This is a genomic window from Isoptericola sp. NPDC058082, assembly GCF_042885055.1.
In the GTDB taxonomy this organism is placed as follows: Bacteria; Actinomycetota; Actinomycetes; order Actinomycetales; family Cellulomonadaceae; genus Isoptericola.
In genome coordinates this window covers 250842-266273 of record NZ_JBHVSQ010000005.1, presented here as the reverse complement: position 1 = coordinate 266273, position 15432 = coordinate 250842, and the positions used below count along the sequence as shown (strand labels likewise).

Below are 15432 nucleotides of genomic sequence, written 5' to 3'. Positions count from 1 at the left end.
GCCGATTTTCCCCCCCCCCCCCCCCCTCCCGGGAAACCGAAGGACCACCCCCCAGGTAACCCCACCCCCCCCCCCCCCCAACCCCCCCCACCCCCCCCACCGACCCACCCCTCCCCCCGGAGCGTCCCGGGCCGGCGTCGTCCGTGGGGGTGGACCGGTCCGTATCGTGGGTCGGGTGACCGAGCAGACCCCGCGGCAGGCGTCCCTCACCCCGGCGGCGCGCCGGATCCTCGAGGCCGCGTCGCGCCTGTTCTACGCCCGCGGGCTGCACGCCGTCGGCGTCGACACCGTCGCGGCGGAGGCGGGCGTCACGAAGAAGACGCTCTACGACCGCTTCGGCTCGAAGGAGGGGCTCGTGGTGGCGTACCTGCGCGACCGCGACTCCCGGTGGCAGGCACACCTGGTCCGGGCCCTCGCGGCGCACCCCGAGCCGGGCGTCGGCCGGGTGCTCGCGGTCTTCGGCGCCGCCGAGGGGTGGTCGGCGGCCGAGGGCGGCCGCGGCTGCGCCGCGATCAACGCGCGCGCCGAGGTGGACGACGCCGACCGGCCCGTCGCCGTCGAGGTCGCCCGGCAGAAGTCGTGGGTCCGGGAGCTCCTCGAGACCGAGTGCCGCGCGGCCGGGCTCGAACGTCCCGGCGAGCTGGCGGACGCGCTGCTGCTGCTCCACGACGGGGCGCTGGCGGGGGCGGGGACGGGCGTGCCGAAGGACCCGTTCCCGACCGCTAGGCGCGCCGCCCGGGCGCTGTGCGAGGCGCACGGGGCGTGAGCCGAGACCGCCGCCGGCGTCGTCGTGTGCGCCCGCAGCGAAAAGCCCCTCCACCGGGACGTTTCGCGTGGCTGCCGCACGTTAGGGTCGATCGACGGCGATGACGAAGGAGACGGACGTGAACGACTTGCTGCGGATGGACGGTGCGACGCCGGTGGCGCGCGCCGACGGCCAGGGCCTCGGGCTCAACGACTCCATCTACAACCGGCTCCTCAAGGAGCGCATCATCTGGCTGGGCTCGGAGGTGCGCGACGAGAACGCGAACGCCATCTGCGCGCAGATGCTGCTGCTCGCCGCTGAGGACCCGGACAAGGACATCTGGCTGTACATCAACAGCCCCGGCGGATCCATCACGGCCGGCATGGCGATCTACGACACGATGCAGTACATCAAGCCGGACGTCGCGACCATCGCGATGGGCATGGCCGCGTCGATGGGGCAGTTCCTGCTCTCGTCGGGCACCAAGGGCAAGCGCTACATCACCCCGCACGCCCGCGTGCTCATGCACCAGCCCTCCGGCGGCGTGGGCGGCACCGCGACGGACGTGCGGATCGGCGCCCAGCTGATCATGCACATGAAGAAGGTGCTCTCCGAGCTGACGGCCGAGCAGACCGGGCAGTCGCTGGAGACGATCCTCAAGGACAACGACCGCGACAAGTGGTTCACCGCGGACGAGGCCCTCGAGTACGGCTTCGTCGACCACGTGGTCACCAGCGCCGCCTCGGTCTCGGGCGGTGGCGGCGCGTCGGGCTCCTGACGCCGACCACCCGCCCCCGGAACCCACCGACTTCCCACCCGAGGAGAACACCGTGAGCTACTCAGACGAGTACCAGTTCGCTATGCGGGCCCAGAACCTGGCGGGCGCCGCGGCGCGCCCCGGCGGCGTCGCGCTCCCGCACGGCGCTCCGACGTCGCGCTACGTGCTGCCCCAGTTCGAGGAGCGCACCGCGTACGGCTTCAAGCGCCAGGACCCGTACACCAAGCTGTTCGAGGACCGCATCATCTTCATGGGCGTCCAGGTCGACGACGCGTCGGCGGACGACATCATGGCGCAGCTGCTGGTCCTGGAGAGCCAGGACCCCGACCGCGACATCATGATCTACATCAACTCGCCCGGGGGGTCGTTCACGGCCATGACGGCGCTGTACGACACGATGCAGTTCATCAAGCCGCAGATCCAGACGGTGTGCCTCGGCCAGGCGGCCTCCGCCGCGGCCGTGCTACTCGCCGCCGGCCAGCCGGGCAAGCGCCTCGCGCTGCCGAACGCCCGCGTGCTGATCCACCAGCCCGCGATGGAGGGCGGCGGCTACGCCCAGGCGTCCGACATCGAGATCCACGCCAACGAGCTCATCCGCATGCGCGAGTGGCTGGAGTCGACGCTGGCGGCGCACACGGGCAAGTCCGAGGAGCAGGTGCGCGAGGACATCGAGCGCGACAAGATCCTCACGGCCGCGCAGGCCAAGGACTACGGCCTGGTGGACCAGGTGCTCGAGAGCCGCAAGCCCGCCGCTCTCGCGCCGCGCTGACCTGCACGTTCACGGGGCCCGCGACCTCCCGAGGGAGACATCGCGGGCCCCGCGACACGACGCACCGGGCTGCTCGGCTGACAACGACGCCCCCGTGGTGTGGAATGGACGCAGGACCAAGCACTCAGGACGTGCACTCACGAGATGGAGGCTCCCGGTGGCTCGGATCGGTGACGGCGCAGACCTGCTGAAGTGCTCGTTCTGCGGGAAGTCGCAGAAGCAGGTCAAGAAGCTGATCGCCGGCCCCGGCGTGTACATCTGCGACGAGTGCATCGACCTGTGCAACGAGATCATCGAGGAGGAGCTCGGCGAGGCGGCGGAGCTGGGGCTCACCGAGTTGCCGAAGCCGCGCGAGATCTTCGACTTCCTCGAGCAGTACGTGATCGGGCAGGAGCCGGCCAAGCGGGCCCTCGCGGTGGCGGTCTACAACCACTACAAGCGGGTCCAGGCGGGCGAGGCCCAGCGCGACGGCGACGACGCGGTCGAGATCGCGAAGTCCAACATCCTGCTCATCGGGCCCACCGGCACCGGCAAGACCTATCTGGCGCAGACGCTCGCGAAGATGCTCAACGTGCCGTTCGCCATCGCGGACGCCACGGCCCTCACGGAGGCCGGGTACGTGGGCGAGGACGTCGAGAACATCCTCCTCAAGCTCATCCAGGCCGCGGACTACGACGTCAAGAAGGCCGAGACGGGCATCATCTACATCGACGAGGTCGACAAGGTGGCCCGCAAGGCGGAGAACCCGTCGATCACGCGCGACGTCTCCGGCGAGGGCGTGCAGCAGGCGCTCCTGAAGATCATCGAGGGCACGACGGCGTCGGTGCCCCCGCAGGGCGGGCGCAAGCACCCGCACCAGGAGTTCATCCAGATCGACACCACGAACGTGCTGTTCATCGTGGCGGGCGCGTTCGCCGGCCTCGACGACATCGTGGCGTCCCGCGCGCGCAAGCGCGGCATCGGCTTCAGCGCCCCCATGGAGACCGCGGCCGACGACGACCTGTTCGCCGAGGTGCGACCCGAGGACCTGCAGAAGTACGGGCTCATCCCCGAGTTCATCGGGCGGCTGCCCGTCATCGCGTCCGTGTCCCCGCTGGACCGCGACGCGCTGGTGCGGATCCTCACCGAGCCGCGCAACGCGCTCGTCAAGCAGTTCCAGCGCATGTTCGAGATCGACGGCGTGGAGCTCGAGTTCGAGCAGGACGCCGTCCACGCGATCGCCGAGCAGGCGCTGCTGCGGGGCACCGGGGCGCGCGGGCTGCGCGCCATCATGGAGGAGGTCCTCCAGCAGGTGATGTTCGACGTGCCCAGCCGGGACGACGTCGAGCGAGTGGTCGTGAGCCGCGAGGTCGTGCTGGAGAACGTCAACCCGACGCTCGTGCCGCGCACCTCGCCCGTCCGCCGTCGTGCGCCCCGCGAGAAGAGCGCCTGAGCACTGCCGGGTGCTGAGCACTACCGGGCACTGAGCACTACCGGGCGTAGAGCGCGTCGACCTCGTCCGCGAAGTCGCGCAGCACCAGGTCGCGCTTCACCTTCAGCGAGGGCGTCAGGTACTCGTTCGCCTCGGTGAAGTCGCCCTCGAGCACCCGGAACTTGCGGATCGACTCCGCCCGGGAGACGGCCGTGTTCGCCTCCTCGACCGCCGCGTCGAGCGCCGCCAGCACCCGGGGGTCGGTCCGCGCGGCGCCCACCGACATCGGCGCGATGCCCTGCGTGGCCAGCCAGCCCGGCAGCATCTCGGCGTCCAGCGTGACGAGCGCGCCGATGAACGGACGCTTGTCGCCCACGACCACGACCTGCGACACGAGGGGGTGGGCGCGCACCCGGTCCTCCAGCGGCGCCGGGGCCACGTTCTTGCCGCCCGCGGTGACGATGATCTCCTTGGTGCGCCCTGTGATGCGCAGGTGACCCTGGTCCAGGGCGCCCAGGTCCCCGGTGCGGAACCAGCCGTCCGTCATCGCGTCGGCGGTCAGGTCGGGGCGTCCGCGGTAGCCCCGGAACAGGTGCGGGCCCGCCACGAAGACCGCGCCGTCGTCGTCGATCCGCACCGAGGTGCCGGGGAACGGCGGGCCGACCGTGCCGATGCGCAGGTCGGAAGGCAGGTTCACCGCGGTCGGGGCCGTCGTCTCGGTGAGCCCGTAGCCCTCGAGCACGGTGAGTCCGGCCCCGCGGAAGAAGTGTCCGAGGCGGTCTCCGAGCGGCGCGCCGCCCGAGATCGCGTACCGCAGGTTCCCGCCCATCGCGGTGCGCAGCCGGGACAGCACCAGCCGGTCGGCCAGCGCGTGGCGGGCCCGCAGCGTCACCGGGACGCGTCCGGTGTCGAGCGCACGCGAGTACTGGCCCGACACGCGCGCCGCCCAGCCGAAGACCTGCCGCTGGGTGCGCGACGCGGCCCGCTGCTCGGCCGAGTTGTAGACCTTCTCGAACACGCGGGGGACGGCGAGCAGGAACGTGGGGCGGAACGTCCTGAGGTCGTCGGTGAGCGTCTTCACGTCGGGCAGGTGGCCGAGCACCGAGCCGCTGGCGATCACCGCGACCTGGATGAGGCGGGCGAAGACGTGCGCCAGGGGAAGGAAGAGCACCGTGCGCGCGCCGTCCGAGTCGAGAAGCTCGGGCAGGGCGAGGCGGGCGTTCATCGCGAGGTGCGCGAAGTTGCCGTGCGTGAGCTCGGCGCCCTTGGGGCGTCCCGTGGAGCCGGAGGTGTAGACGATCGTGGCGAGGTCGTCGCGGCGCACGGCGTCGCGGCGGGCCGCGACGTCCCGCGCGGGGACCGACGCACCGGCCTCGCGCAGCTCGTCGACGGCACCGGTCGCGATGACGAGCACCTCCTCGAGGTCGGGCAGCTCGTCGTCCACCTGGCGCACGGCGTCCGCGTGCGCGGGCGTCTCCACCACGACCAGGCGGGCTCCGGAGTCCTCGAGGATCCAGCGCACCTGGTCGGGGGAGGACGTCTCGTAGACGGGCACGACCACGGCGCCGGTGGCCCAGGCGGCGAAGTCGAGGAGCGTCCACTCGTAGCGGGTGCGCGACATGATCGCGACGCGGTCGCCGGGCTCGATGCCGTGCGCGACGAGCCCGCGTGCCACGGTCATGACGTCGGCCTGGAACTCGCCGGCGGACACCGGCACCCAGGGGCCGTCCGACGCGGTGCGACGCTCGATGAGGGTGCGGTCGCCCGTCCGGGCGACCCGGTCGGCCAGCAGCGTGCTGATGCTCGTGCCCTCGGGCACGTCCACGAGGCTCGGCGTCGTCGCGACCGTCATCTGCTCTCTCTCCGGGTGGGCGGCGTGGGCGGGCGGTGTGCGTCCCTGGCGTCGTGCCGCGTGGTGGTGGCCGGCGGTTCCCGACCAGTCTCCGGTCGGCGTTCGGGCCGACGTGGGACCTTACACGCTCGGCGCGCCTCGTAGGATCGAGTCATGCCCGACACCCCTCACGACGTCCCCCAGGACCCCGCCCCGCGCCCCGCGTCGGACGGGATGCCCCAGGAGATCCTGGACCTGCGCGCCAGCATCGACAACATCGACGCCGCACTCGTGCACCTGCTGGCCGAGCGCTTCAAGATGACGCGCCGCGTCGGCGAGCTCAAGGCGGTGGGCGGGCTGCCGCCCGCCGACCCGTCTCGCGACCGCCAGCAGGTCGACCGCCTCAAGGACCTCGCGGCGGGCGCCGGCCTGGACCCGGAGTTCACGGAGCAGTTCCGCAACTTCATCGTCTCCGAGGTGATCCGGCACCACGAGCGCATCGCCGAGGAGCACGCCGCCGGGCGCCTCAAGGGCGAGCTGCCGCCCCTGGACACCTACGCTTGAAGAGGTGAGATCTGACCTCGCGCGCGAGGTCGGGACCGCCGGGCCGAGGGGTGGCGTCCGCCGCGTTTCCGTCGCACGCTGGAGGACACAGCCGACGACGACATCAGGGGGATCCACGGATGAAGATCGACTGGCTCAAGCCCCTCGTCGGCCGCCCCGGACCGTTCGCGACCGTCTACCTGGACGCGACGCCCTCGGCCGAGGCGGGCGACAGGGACGTCGCGAACCGGTGGCGGGCGGTGCGACGTTCCCTCGAGCGACAGTCCGCACCCACCCGGGTGCTGGACGACCTCGAGGCCGCGGTGCTGCGGCCCACGCGCGTGGCCGGCGCGCACGGCCGGGTGCTCATCGCCGGGGACGGCGGCGTCGCGGTGGACCGCGTGCTGCGCAACCCGCCCGCCGTGGCCACGGGGGTCTGGCTGCCCGTCCCGGCGCTGCTGCAGGCCGCCCTGGCGGCCGACGAGACCGTCGACGCGCTGTGCGTCGCCGTCGACCGCAGCGGCGCGGACTTCTGGCCCTGCGACGCGGTCGGCCGGCCCGGCGGGGCGCGCGAGACGTTCGAGGGCCCGAACGACGAGGTCAGCAAGACCTCCAGCACCGGCACCAAGCGCGCCATCATCGAGTCGCGCGCCGAGGACTCCTGGAAGCGCAACGCCGCGGCGGTGGCGGCGGAGATCGACCGCCGCGTGGCCGAGGGCCGCCCGGAGGTCGTGCTGCTCACCGGCGACGTCCGGGCGGTGAACCTCGTGCGTGCCGAGCTCGGGCAGGACGCCGCGCGGCGGACCGTCGAGGTCTCGGGCGGCGGGCGGGGCCCGGGCGTCCGCGCGGACACGTTCGAGGCCAACGTCGAGGACGCCCTCGACTCCTACCGGGAGCGCCGGCGCGAGGTGGTCCTCGCCGAGTACCGCCAGGACCAGGGCCGGGAGGAGGGCGCGGTCTCGTCGGTCGACGACGTGGTCGCGGTGCTCTCCCGCGGGCAGGTGAAGGCGCTCGTGCTGTCGGAGCAGCTCGCCCTCGACGCCGCGGCGGTGCTCACGGCCCCGGGCAACGGCGTCGGGGGACCGGACCTCACGGGGCTGCTCGGCGGCCGCACGCTGTGGATCGGGCCGGACCCGATGCACGTGGCGACCTCGCGCGCCGACCTGGAGGACCTCGGCGTCACCGACGGACTGGAGGAGATGCCCGCGCCGTCCGCCCTGCTGCGCGCGGCGATCGCGCAGGACGCCGCCCTGACGTTCGCGCCCGAGGGGTCCGTGGACCTGATGGACGGCGTCGGCGCGACCCTGCGGTGGCACGACGACGGGACGCCGAAGGAGGTCGCCGCCACGATGAGCGGCGACGGCGACCGGTTCACCACGCCGAGGTAGTCCGGAAGTTGCCGAGGTAGTTCGACAAGTGCCGAGGTAGTCCGTGCGGGCCGCAGAACTGCGGCCGTCCACGAACTACCTCGGCACTTATCGAACTACCTCGGCAAGTCGGGGACTACCTCGGCGGGTTCGGAACTACCTCGCGCGGGTCAGGCCTTGGGCTTGCGGGCCGGGGGCTCGCCCAGCTCGGACGCGGTGACGACGATGCCGCCCTGCACGTCGGGGTTGCCCTGGCCCTCGGCCGCCTCGACGACGTCGAGGGTGCCCGTGGCGCGGCCGGCGCCGCGGACGTCGTCCAGCGCCGACCGGACGCCGTCGAGCATCGCGGCCGGCACGGCCATGGACGCCGTGAGGATCGGCGTGCGCATGGAGACCTTGGCCTCCGACTTGATCTTGCGGAGCGCCGCGAGGGCGTGCCCGGCGGCGGTGAGCTGCACCGGGTCGGCGTCGCCGGCCACCGCGCGCAGCGGCGCGGCCACCGGCCAGGCGGAGTGGTGCACCGAGCCGGTGCGCCACCACGACCAGACCTCCTCGGTCGCGAACGGCAGGAACGGCGCCAGGAGGCGCAGCAGCGCGTCCACCGCGAGGGCGAGGGCCGTGCGTGCCGACACGGTCTCGGCCGTCACCTCGGTGGCCGCGGCGCCGGCGCCGTACGCGCGGTCCTTGACCAGCTCGAGGTAGTCGTCGCAGAAGGTCCAGAAGAACGTCTCCGTGACCTCCAGCGCGCGGGTGTGGTCGTACGCCTCGAACGCGGCGGTGGCCTGCTCGACGACGTCCGCCAGGCCGGCGAGCATCGCGCGGTCCAGGGGGACCGTGACGCGGGCCGGGTCCAGCACGATCTCGCCGGCGCCGGTCTCCGGGTCCACGCCGAACGTCAGGGCGAACTTCGAGGCGTTGAGCACCTTGATCGCGAGGCGGCGGCCGATCTTCATTTGGCCGACCTCGAACGCGGCGTCCGTGCCCAGGCGGGCGGCGGCGGCCCAGTACCGCACCGCGTCCGCGCCGTGCTCCTCGAGCAGGCCCATCGGCGTGACGACGTTGCCCTTGGACTTGGACATCTTCTTGCGGTCCGGGTCGAGGATCCAGCCGCTGATGGCGGCGTGCTTCCAGGGCAGGACGCCGCACTCGAGGTGCGAGCGGACCACCGAGGAGAACAGCCAGGTGCGGATGATGTCCTGGCCCTGCGGGCGCAGGTCCATCGGGTAGACGCGCTCGAAGAGGTCCGCGTCACGCTCCCAGCCGGACACGATCAGCGGGGACAGGGACGACGTCGCCCAGGTGTCCATCACGTCGGCGTCGCCGACGAAGCCGCCCGGCGCGCCGCGCTGCGACTCCTCGTAGCCGGCCGGGGCCTGCGACGTCGGGTCGACGGGCAGCTCCGCCTCGGTCGGCACGATCGGGTGGTCGTGGTCGACGTCGCCCGCCTCGGTCACCGGGTACCACAGCGGCACGGCCACGCCGAAGAAGCGCTGGCGCGAGATGAGCCAGTCGCCGTTGAGGCCGTTCACCCAGTTCTCGTAGCGCACGCGCATGAAGTCCGGGTGGAAGTCGAGCTCCTTGCCGCGCGCGAGCAGCTCTGCCTTGAGGTCACGGGCCGCCCAGTCGCGCCCGCCGTTGCGGATGTACCACTGGCGGGAGGTGACGATCTCGAGGGGCTTGTCGCCCTTCTCGTAGAAGTTCGTCATGCGCTGGGTGGCCGACGGCTCGCCGTCGAGGTCGCCCGACTCGCGGAGGGCGTCGACGACGGCCTTGCGGGCGCTGAACGTCGTCTTGCCGGCGAGCTCCTCGGCGTACAGGGCCTCGCCCGGGCCGCCCGCGACCCACTCGGGCGTCTCGCGGGAGAGGCGGCCGTCGCGCTGGATGACCGAGCGCGTGGCGAGCTGCAGCTCGCGCCACCACTGCACGTCGGTGAGGTCGCCGAAGGTGCAGCACATGGCGATGCCGGCGCCCTTGTCCATCGCGGCGGCCGGGTGCGCGAGCACCGGCACCTCGACTCCGAACAGGGGGGAGGTGACGGTGGTGCCGAACAGGCCCTGGTACCGCTCGTCGTCCGGGTGGGCGATGAGCGCCACCACGGCGGGGATGAGCTCCGGGCGCGTGGTCTCGATGTACAGCGGGCTGCCGTCGGGCCGGTGGAACGCGACGCGGTGGTAGAAGCCGGGGTACTCGCGCGCCTCGAGCTCGGCCTGCGCGACGGCGGTCTGGAACGTCACGTCCCACAGACCCGGCGCCTCCGCCTGGTACGCCTCGCCGCGGGCGAGGTTGCGCAGGAAGGCGCGCTGCGACGCGGCGCGGGAGGTGGCGTCGATGGTCTGGTAGTTCTGCGCCCAGTCGACGGACAGGCCGAGGCGGCGCCACAGCTCCTCGAACTGGCGCTCGTCGTCGGCGGTGAGCCGCTCGCACAGCTCGATGAAGTTGCGGCGGCTGACCGGCACCTGGTCGCCCGGCTTGACGTTCTTGCCGTCGGTGCCCTGGTGCGGCGGCTCGAAGCCCTCGACGTAGGGCAGGGACGGGTCGCAGCGCACGCCGTAGTAGTTCTGCACGCGGCGCTCGGTGGGCAGGCCGTTGTCGTCCCAACCCATCGGGTAGAAGACCTTCTTGCCGCGCATCCGCTGGAAGCGGGCGACGGTGTCCGTGTGCGTGTAGCTGAACACGTGGCCCACGTGCAGCGAGCCCGAGACCGTGGGCGGCGGGGTGTCGATCGAGTACACCTGCTCGCGGGTGGCCGTGCGGTCGAACGCGTAGGTGCCCTCGGCCGACCAGCGCTCGTCGAAGCGCTGCTCCAGGCCCTCCAGGCTGACCTTGTCCGGTACCTCCCGGACCTCCGCGCGGACGACGTCGCCGGCTACCTGAGCAACAGGGTTGCCGGCGTTCGGGGTCGCTGCGGGGGTCTGCGCGGGCGCGGTCGGCGCCTCGGGGGTCGGGAAGTCGCTCATGGTCGGTCATTCTCCCAGATGCACGGGGCCCGCCGGGCAGGGGCGTCTCGATCGGCGGACGGCGCCGGAGCGTGGCCCATAACCTCTGACTAAAGTCAGAGGTATGCAGAGTTCGACGGGTGGGACGACGCCTGGGACGGGGGCGGAGACGGCCGCGCAGGTCGAGCGGCAGGTCGACGTCGTACGGCGGTTCAACCGCGGCTACACGCAGCGCGTGGGCGCGCTCGAGGACTCGTTCCTCGGGACCGGGATGCCGCTGGGCACCGCTCGCCTCCTGTTCGAGATCGGCACGGAGCCGGGCACCACGCGGGACCTGCGTGCCAGGCTCGGCCTGGACTCGGGGTACCTCAGCCGCCTGCTGCGCCGGCTGGAGTCCGACGGGCTCGTCGCCGTCGTGCCCGACGACGACGACCGGCGACGCCGCCGCGTCGACCTCACGCCCGCGGGCCGGCGCGCGTGGGACGACCTGGAGCGGCGGTCGGTGGACCGGGCGCGGGACCTGGTCGCGCCGCTCACCGCCCGCCAGCGGGCTCGGCTCGCCGCGGCCCTCGCGGAGGCCGACCTCCTCGTGCGGGCCGCGACCGTGACGCTCGAGCGCGCGGACCCGGCGTCGGACCTCGCCAGGCGCGCGGTCGCGGCGTACGTGGCGGAGCTCGACGAGCGTTTCCCCGGCGGGTTCGACCCCGGTGCCCTGCCCGCGGCGGGCGAACCCGACCCCGAGGACGCGCGTCTCGCGCCGCCGTCGGGTGCGTTCGTCGTCGCGACGAGCGACGGCGAGCCCGTCGCCTGCGGGGGCGTGCGCACCCTGTCGAGCGAGGTGTCCGGCGGCGTGGGGGAGATCAAGCGGATGTGGGTGCACCCGGGATGGCGGGGCGCGGGGCTCGGCTCCCGGCTGCTGCGCCACCTCGAGGGCGTGAGCCGCGACCTCGGCCACCGCGAGGTGCGCCTCGACACGAACGGGACGCTGACGGAGGCCGTCGCGATGTACGAGCGGGCCGGCTACCGGCGCATCGCCCGGTACAACGACAACCCGTACGCCGAGCACTTCTTCGCCAAGCGGCTGGGCTGACCGACCCTGCTCCCCGACCCTGCTGACCGACCCGGTACCACTTACCCGGGCCTCGGCCGGGGATAAGGTCGGAGCCATGGCTGCGAACCCCGACCTGACCATCGGCTATGCCGCGATGCTCGAGCAGTTCCACCCCACCGACGTGGTCGATTTCTCGGCCTACGCGGAGGAGCACGGCTTCTCCGGCGTCATGGCGGCCGACCACTTCCAGCCGTGGGTGCCGCAGCAGGGCGAGGCGGCCTTCGTGTGGAACGTGCTGACGGCGCTCGGCGAGCGCACCCGCGGCGACCTCGGACCCGGCGTCACGGCACCGACGTTCCGCTGGCACCCGGCGATGGTCGCGCAGGCGTCCGCCACGCTCGCCGCGATGTACCCCGGCCGGCACTGGCTCGGCCTGGGGTCCGGCGAGGCGCTCAACGAGCACGTCGTGGCCGGGTACTGGCCGGAGGCCCCCGAGCGGATCAACCGCATGTTCGAGGCCATCGACATCATCAAGAAGCTCTTCGCGTCCGGCATCGACGGCAAGGACGTCAAGCACTCCGGGCAGTACTACAAGATGGAGTCCACGCGGCTGTGGACCATGCCCGAGGTGCCGCCCGAGATCCTCGTCGCCACGGCCGGCCCGATCACCGCCAAGCGCGCCGGCAAGCACGCCGACGGCCTCATCACCGTCGGGGCGCCGCTGGAGAAGATCGAGATGCTGTTCGGCAAGTTCGACGACGGCGTCCGCGAGTCGGGTCGTGACCCGCAGGGGATGCCCAAGGTGCTCCAGGTGCACATGTCGTGGGCGGAGACCGATGAGGAGGCGCTCGCGAACGCGATGACCGAGTGGCCCAACGGCGGCATGAAGTTCCCCAAGGCCGACATCCGCTCCCCGCACGACTTCGCGCAGATGGCGAAGCTGGTCCGCCCCGAGGACTTCGAGGGGCGCATGGTCATCAGCGCCGACCCGGACGAGCACCGCGCCGCCATCCAGAAGTACGTCGACCTCGGCTTCGACCGGATCTACCTGCACAACGTGGGGCGCAACCAGAAGGAGTGGATCGAGGTCTTCGGCCGCGAGGTGCTCCCGAAGCTGGTGCGGTGAGCGCTCGGCTCACCGCCTGGGCGCCCGGCGGGTTCCCGGAGGTCCGGCCCGGGGACGACCTCGCGGGCCTGGTCGGCGACGCCCTGGCCGCCGACGGCGCGGCGTCCGGGGACCCGCTCGCCGAGGGCGACGTCGTCGTCGTCACGTCCAAGGTCGTCTCGAAGGCCGAGGGGCGCGTGGTGCGCGCCGCCGACCGCGAGCAGGCGATCACCGACGAGACCGTGCGCGTGGTCGCGACCCGCGCGCGGCCCGACGGCCAGCCGCCGCTGCGTATCGTCGAGAACCGGCTGGGGCTGGTGATGGCCGCCGCCGGGGTGGACGCGTCGAACACGCCCGAGGGCACCGTGCTGCTGCTGCCCGAGGACCCGGACGCCTCGGCGCGCGCGTTGCGAGCCGCCCTGCGCGCGCGGTTCGGCCTGGACCGCCTCGGCGTCGTCGTCACCGACACCGCCGGGCGGACCTGGCGGGACGGCCTCACCGACATCGCGATCGGCGCGGCCGGCGTGGACGTCGTCGACGACCTGCGCGGCGGGGTCGACGCGCACGGCCGCCCGCTGTCGGCCACGGTGACCGCCGTCGCGGACGAGGTCGCAGCCGCCTCGGAGCTGGTGCGCGGCAAGGCGGACGGCCGACCCGTCGCGGTGGTGCGCGGCCTCGCGCGGCACGTCCGCGCGGGGGAGGGGCCGGAGGCCGACGGCCCCGGTGCCCGCACGCTGGTGCGCCCCAGCGCCGACGACCTGTTCCGTGAGGGCAGCGCGGAGGCCTACGCCCGCGGGCTCGCCGACGGTCGCGCCGACCTCGCGAGGTAGCACCGGAACCCGCGAGGTAGCACCGGAACCCGTGAAGTAGCACCGGAACCCGCGAGGTAGCACCGGAACCCGCGAGGTAGCACCGGAACCCGCGAGGTAGCACCGGAACCCGCGAGGTAGTCCGGGATTCCGCTCGCGGAGGCCGCGCGCCGTCGCCTACGGTGCCGACATGCCTGCGCCGGAGAACCCCCTGCCCGCGGACTGGATCGAGCACCGCCGCCCCGACGACCGCGAGGCGCTGGGCTGGCTGCGCCCCGAGGGCGACGGCTGGGTCGCCGTGTCGATGCTCGGTCGGGACGTGAGCGGGCCGCTCGACTGGACGGATGCCGAGGAGGCGCTCGAGTCGACCGGGCTGTCGTGGATGGCCGACGTCTGGACGCTCGAGCGCGACGACGACGAGCCGCTGCGCGTGAAGCTCGTCGAGGTCACGCCCGACCGCGTCGTCGTGCAGACCGACGACCTCGGCGCGATCGACGTCGCCGTCGAGCGGTTCGCGCTGCCGTGGCCGGCCCCGTCGGCGCTGCGCCCGCGGCGGGAGGGCGACCCCGACGGCGGCGCCCTGTTCGCCCGCTGAGGCGCCGAGAAGCCGGCCCCGGTCGGCTCAGCCGGCGTCCGTCGTGCCCTCGTAGAGGCCGATCCGGTTGCCGTCCGGATCCTCGAGCACGGCCCACCAGCTGGTGGGGCTGATCTCGGACTTCTCCATGAGCACCGTGCCGCCCAGGTCGCGCACCCGGGCGAGGGTCTCGTCGATGGAGTCGACCTCGACGTAGCTGCGGGGCTGGTCGAACCCGTCGCCGCGCGGCGCCAGCCCGCCCCCGCTGATCTGGTTGGGTGCCCGCCACATCGGGTAGTCCTCGAACCCGGGCGGTGCCTCGATCTGCCAGCCGAACAGGCCGGAGTAGAAGCCCCTGGCGCGTTCCTTGTCCGTCACCGGGATGTCGATGTGCGTGATGTCGCCGTGAGCCATCGTCGTGCTCCTCGGTCGGGTGGTCGTGGGTGGTCGGGTGCGGTCCCGCTCGGGGAGCGGGGCGCTCTCACCACGCTAGCCGCGGCCCGGCGGCCGGCAGGGCGGGTGCCGGGGGCAAGGATCGTCGGCGCGTCGTCTGGTAGACGCCGTCGCACGTCGTGATACTCGGTCTCGGCGTTCACCGTCGAGCGCCTGCGGACACACAAGGGAGTTGTCATGCACCTCGCACGTCGCACTCGCCGTACCGCCCTCGCCGCGGCCTCCGCCGCCGCCCTCGCCGCCGCCGGCGTCGTCGCCGTCGCGGCACCCGCCGGAGCGGCGCCTGATCCGGTGCGGTACGTCGCCCTCGGCGACTCGTACTCGGCCGGGTCGGGCATCCTTCCGCCCGATCCCGACGCCCCGCTCGCCTGCCTGCGCACGACGCTGAACTACCCGCACTTCGTCGCCGACCGTCTCGGCGCGGACCTGGTGGACGTCACCTGCGGGGCGGCCCAGACCAAGGACCTCGGCAAGGCCCAGTATCCGGGCGTCGGGCCGCAGCTCGACGCCGTGACCGAGGACGCCGACCTGGTCACGCTCACCATCGGCGGCAACGACAACAGCACGTTCATCGGCGCGCTGCTGGCCTGCGGCTCGGCCGGCGCCGTCACGGCCGGGCGCGGCAACCCGTGCGAGCGCACCTACGGCGACCGCTTCACCGACCAGGTCGAGGAGTCCACGTACCCGGCCGTCCGGCAGGCGCTCGAGGACATCAAGGCCCGGGCGCCGCACGCCGACGTCGCGATCCTCGGCTACCCGTGGATCGTGCCCGCGGAGAAGGGGTGCTTCTCCAAGCTCCCCGTCGCGGCGGGCGACGTGCCCTACCTGCGCGACCTGCAGGCCACGCTCAACGGCGTCATCGAGCGGGCCGCCGACGAGGCGGGGGCGACGTTCGTCGACCTCGCGGAGCGCAGCGAGGGCCGCGACGCCTGCGCCCCGGCCGGCGAGCGCTGGGTGGAACCGTTGCTGTTCGGCACGAACGTGGTGCCCGTGCACCCGAACGCGCGCGGCGAGAGCGCGATGGCGGACGCCGCCCTGGACGCGCTGGGCTACTGAGCGG

14 protein-coding genes are annotated in these 15432 nt (G+C 73.1%); 11 read left to right on the top strand and 3 right to left on the bottom strand.

Annotated elements, in window-relative coordinates:
* Nucleotides 1–175: 175 nt before the first annotated feature.
* The 4 genes from ACFVS0_RS09940 to clpX all read left to right on the top strand — a co-directional run bounded on the left by ACFVS0_RS09940 (nucleotide 176) and on the right by clpX (nucleotide 3724).
* Nucleotides 176–766, top strand: coding sequence for a TetR/AcrR family transcriptional regulator (locus tag ACFVS0_RS09940; RefSeq protein ID WP_430549818.1), 591 nt, complete (start codon nucleotides 176–178; stop codon nucleotides 764–766).
* Between the two features lie 136 nt (nucleotides 767–902).
* A complete protein-coding gene (locus ACFVS0_RS09935; protein ID WP_430549946.1) occupies nucleotides 903–1523 on the top strand; it encodes an ATP-dependent Clp protease proteolytic subunit in 621 nt (206 codons plus the stop codon).
* Between the two features lie 82 nt (nucleotides 1524–1605).
* Nucleotides 1606–2292 (top strand): ATP-dependent Clp protease proteolytic subunit, encoded by a 687-nt coding sequence (locus ACFVS0_RS09930; protein WP_430549947.1) that lies wholly within the window; start codon nucleotides 1606–1608, stop codon nucleotides 2290–2292.
* A gap of 157 nt (nucleotides 2293–2449) precedes the next feature.
* A complete protein-coding gene (gene clpX / locus ACFVS0_RS09925) occupies nucleotides 2450–3724 on the top strand; it encodes an ATP-dependent Clp protease ATP-binding subunit ClpX (RefSeq protein WP_430549819.1) in 1275 nt (424 codons plus the stop codon).
* A gap of 37 nt (nucleotides 3725–3761) precedes the next feature.
* Here the strand turns inward: clpX and ACFVS0_RS09920 are convergent, their stop codons facing one another.
* Entirely contained in the window at nucleotides 3762–5555 is a 1794-nt protein-coding gene (locus ACFVS0_RS09920; RefSeq protein ID WP_430587842.1) for an AMP-dependent synthetase/ligase, read from the bottom strand.
* Between the two features lie 153 nt (nucleotides 5556–5708).
* Between ACFVS0_RS09920 and ACFVS0_RS09915 the strand changes: the two genes are divergently transcribed.
* Nucleotides 5709–6098 (top strand): chorismate mutase, encoded by a 390-nt coding sequence (locus ACFVS0_RS09915; protein WP_430549821.1) that lies wholly within the window; start codon nucleotides 5709–5711, stop codon nucleotides 6096–6098.
* Nucleotides 6099–6217: 119 nt separating this feature from the next.
* On the top strand, nucleotides 6218–7465 hold the full coding sequence (locus ACFVS0_RS09910; RefSeq protein WP_430587841.1) for a hypothetical protein: 1248 nt from the start codon (nucleotides 6218–6220) through the stop codon (nucleotides 7463–7465).
* A gap of 149 nt (nucleotides 7466–7614) precedes the next feature.
* Here ACFVS0_RS09910 and valS read toward each other — a convergent pair whose 3' ends face one another.
* A complete protein-coding gene (valS, locus tag ACFVS0_RS09905; RefSeq protein WP_430587840.1) occupies nucleotides 7615–10401 on the bottom strand; it encodes a valine--tRNA ligase in 2787 nt (928 codons plus the stop codon).
* Nucleotides 10402–10504: 103 nt separating this feature from the next.
* Between valS and ACFVS0_RS09900 the strand changes: the two genes are divergently transcribed.
* The 4 genes from ACFVS0_RS09900 to ACFVS0_RS09885 all read left to right on the top strand — a co-directional run bounded on the left by ACFVS0_RS09900 (nucleotide 10505) and on the right by ACFVS0_RS09885 (nucleotide 13940).
* Complete coding sequence (locus ACFVS0_RS09900) at nucleotides 10505–11470, top strand: GNAT family N-acetyltransferase (protein WP_430587839.1); 966 nt, start codon at nucleotides 10505–10507, stop codon at nucleotides 11468–11470.
* Between the two features lie 76 nt (nucleotides 11471–11546).
* Complete coding sequence (locus ACFVS0_RS09895) at nucleotides 11547–12557, top strand: TIGR03557 family F420-dependent LLM class oxidoreductase (RefSeq protein WP_430587838.1); 1011 nt, start codon at nucleotides 11547–11549, stop codon at nucleotides 12555–12557.
* Nucleotides 12554–13366 (top strand): coenzyme F420-0:L-glutamate ligase, encoded by an 813-nt coding sequence (cofE, locus tag ACFVS0_RS09890; RefSeq protein WP_430585431.1) that lies wholly within the window; start codon nucleotides 12554–12556, stop codon nucleotides 13364–13366. Before ACFVS0_RS09895 ends, cofE begins: the two co-directional genes overlap by 4 nt.
* A gap of 169 nt (nucleotides 13367–13535) precedes the next feature.
* Nucleotides 13536–13940 (top strand): hypothetical protein, encoded by a 405-nt coding sequence (locus ACFVS0_RS09885; protein ID WP_430587837.1) that lies wholly within the window; start codon nucleotides 13536–13538, stop codon nucleotides 13938–13940.
* A gap of 27 nt (nucleotides 13941–13967) precedes the next feature.
* Here ACFVS0_RS09885 and ACFVS0_RS09880 read toward each other — a convergent pair whose 3' ends face one another.
* Nucleotides 13968–14333: a VOC family protein gene (locus ACFVS0_RS09880; RefSeq protein WP_430585430.1), complete on the bottom strand. Its 366-nt coding sequence runs from the start codon at nucleotides 14331–14333 to the stop codon at nucleotides 13968–13970.
* 216 nt (nucleotides 14334–14549) lie between these two features.
* Here ACFVS0_RS09880 and ACFVS0_RS09875 point away from each other — a divergent pair, with 216 nt between their 5' ends.
* Nucleotides 14550–15428 carry an SGNH/GDSL hydrolase family protein gene (locus ACFVS0_RS09875; RefSeq protein WP_430587836.1) on the top strand — a complete coding sequence of 293 codons (879 nt, stop codon included), beginning with the start codon at nucleotides 14550–14552 and terminating at the stop codon, nucleotides 15426–15428.
* The last annotated feature ends 4 nt before the right edge of the window (nucleotides 15429–15432 follow it).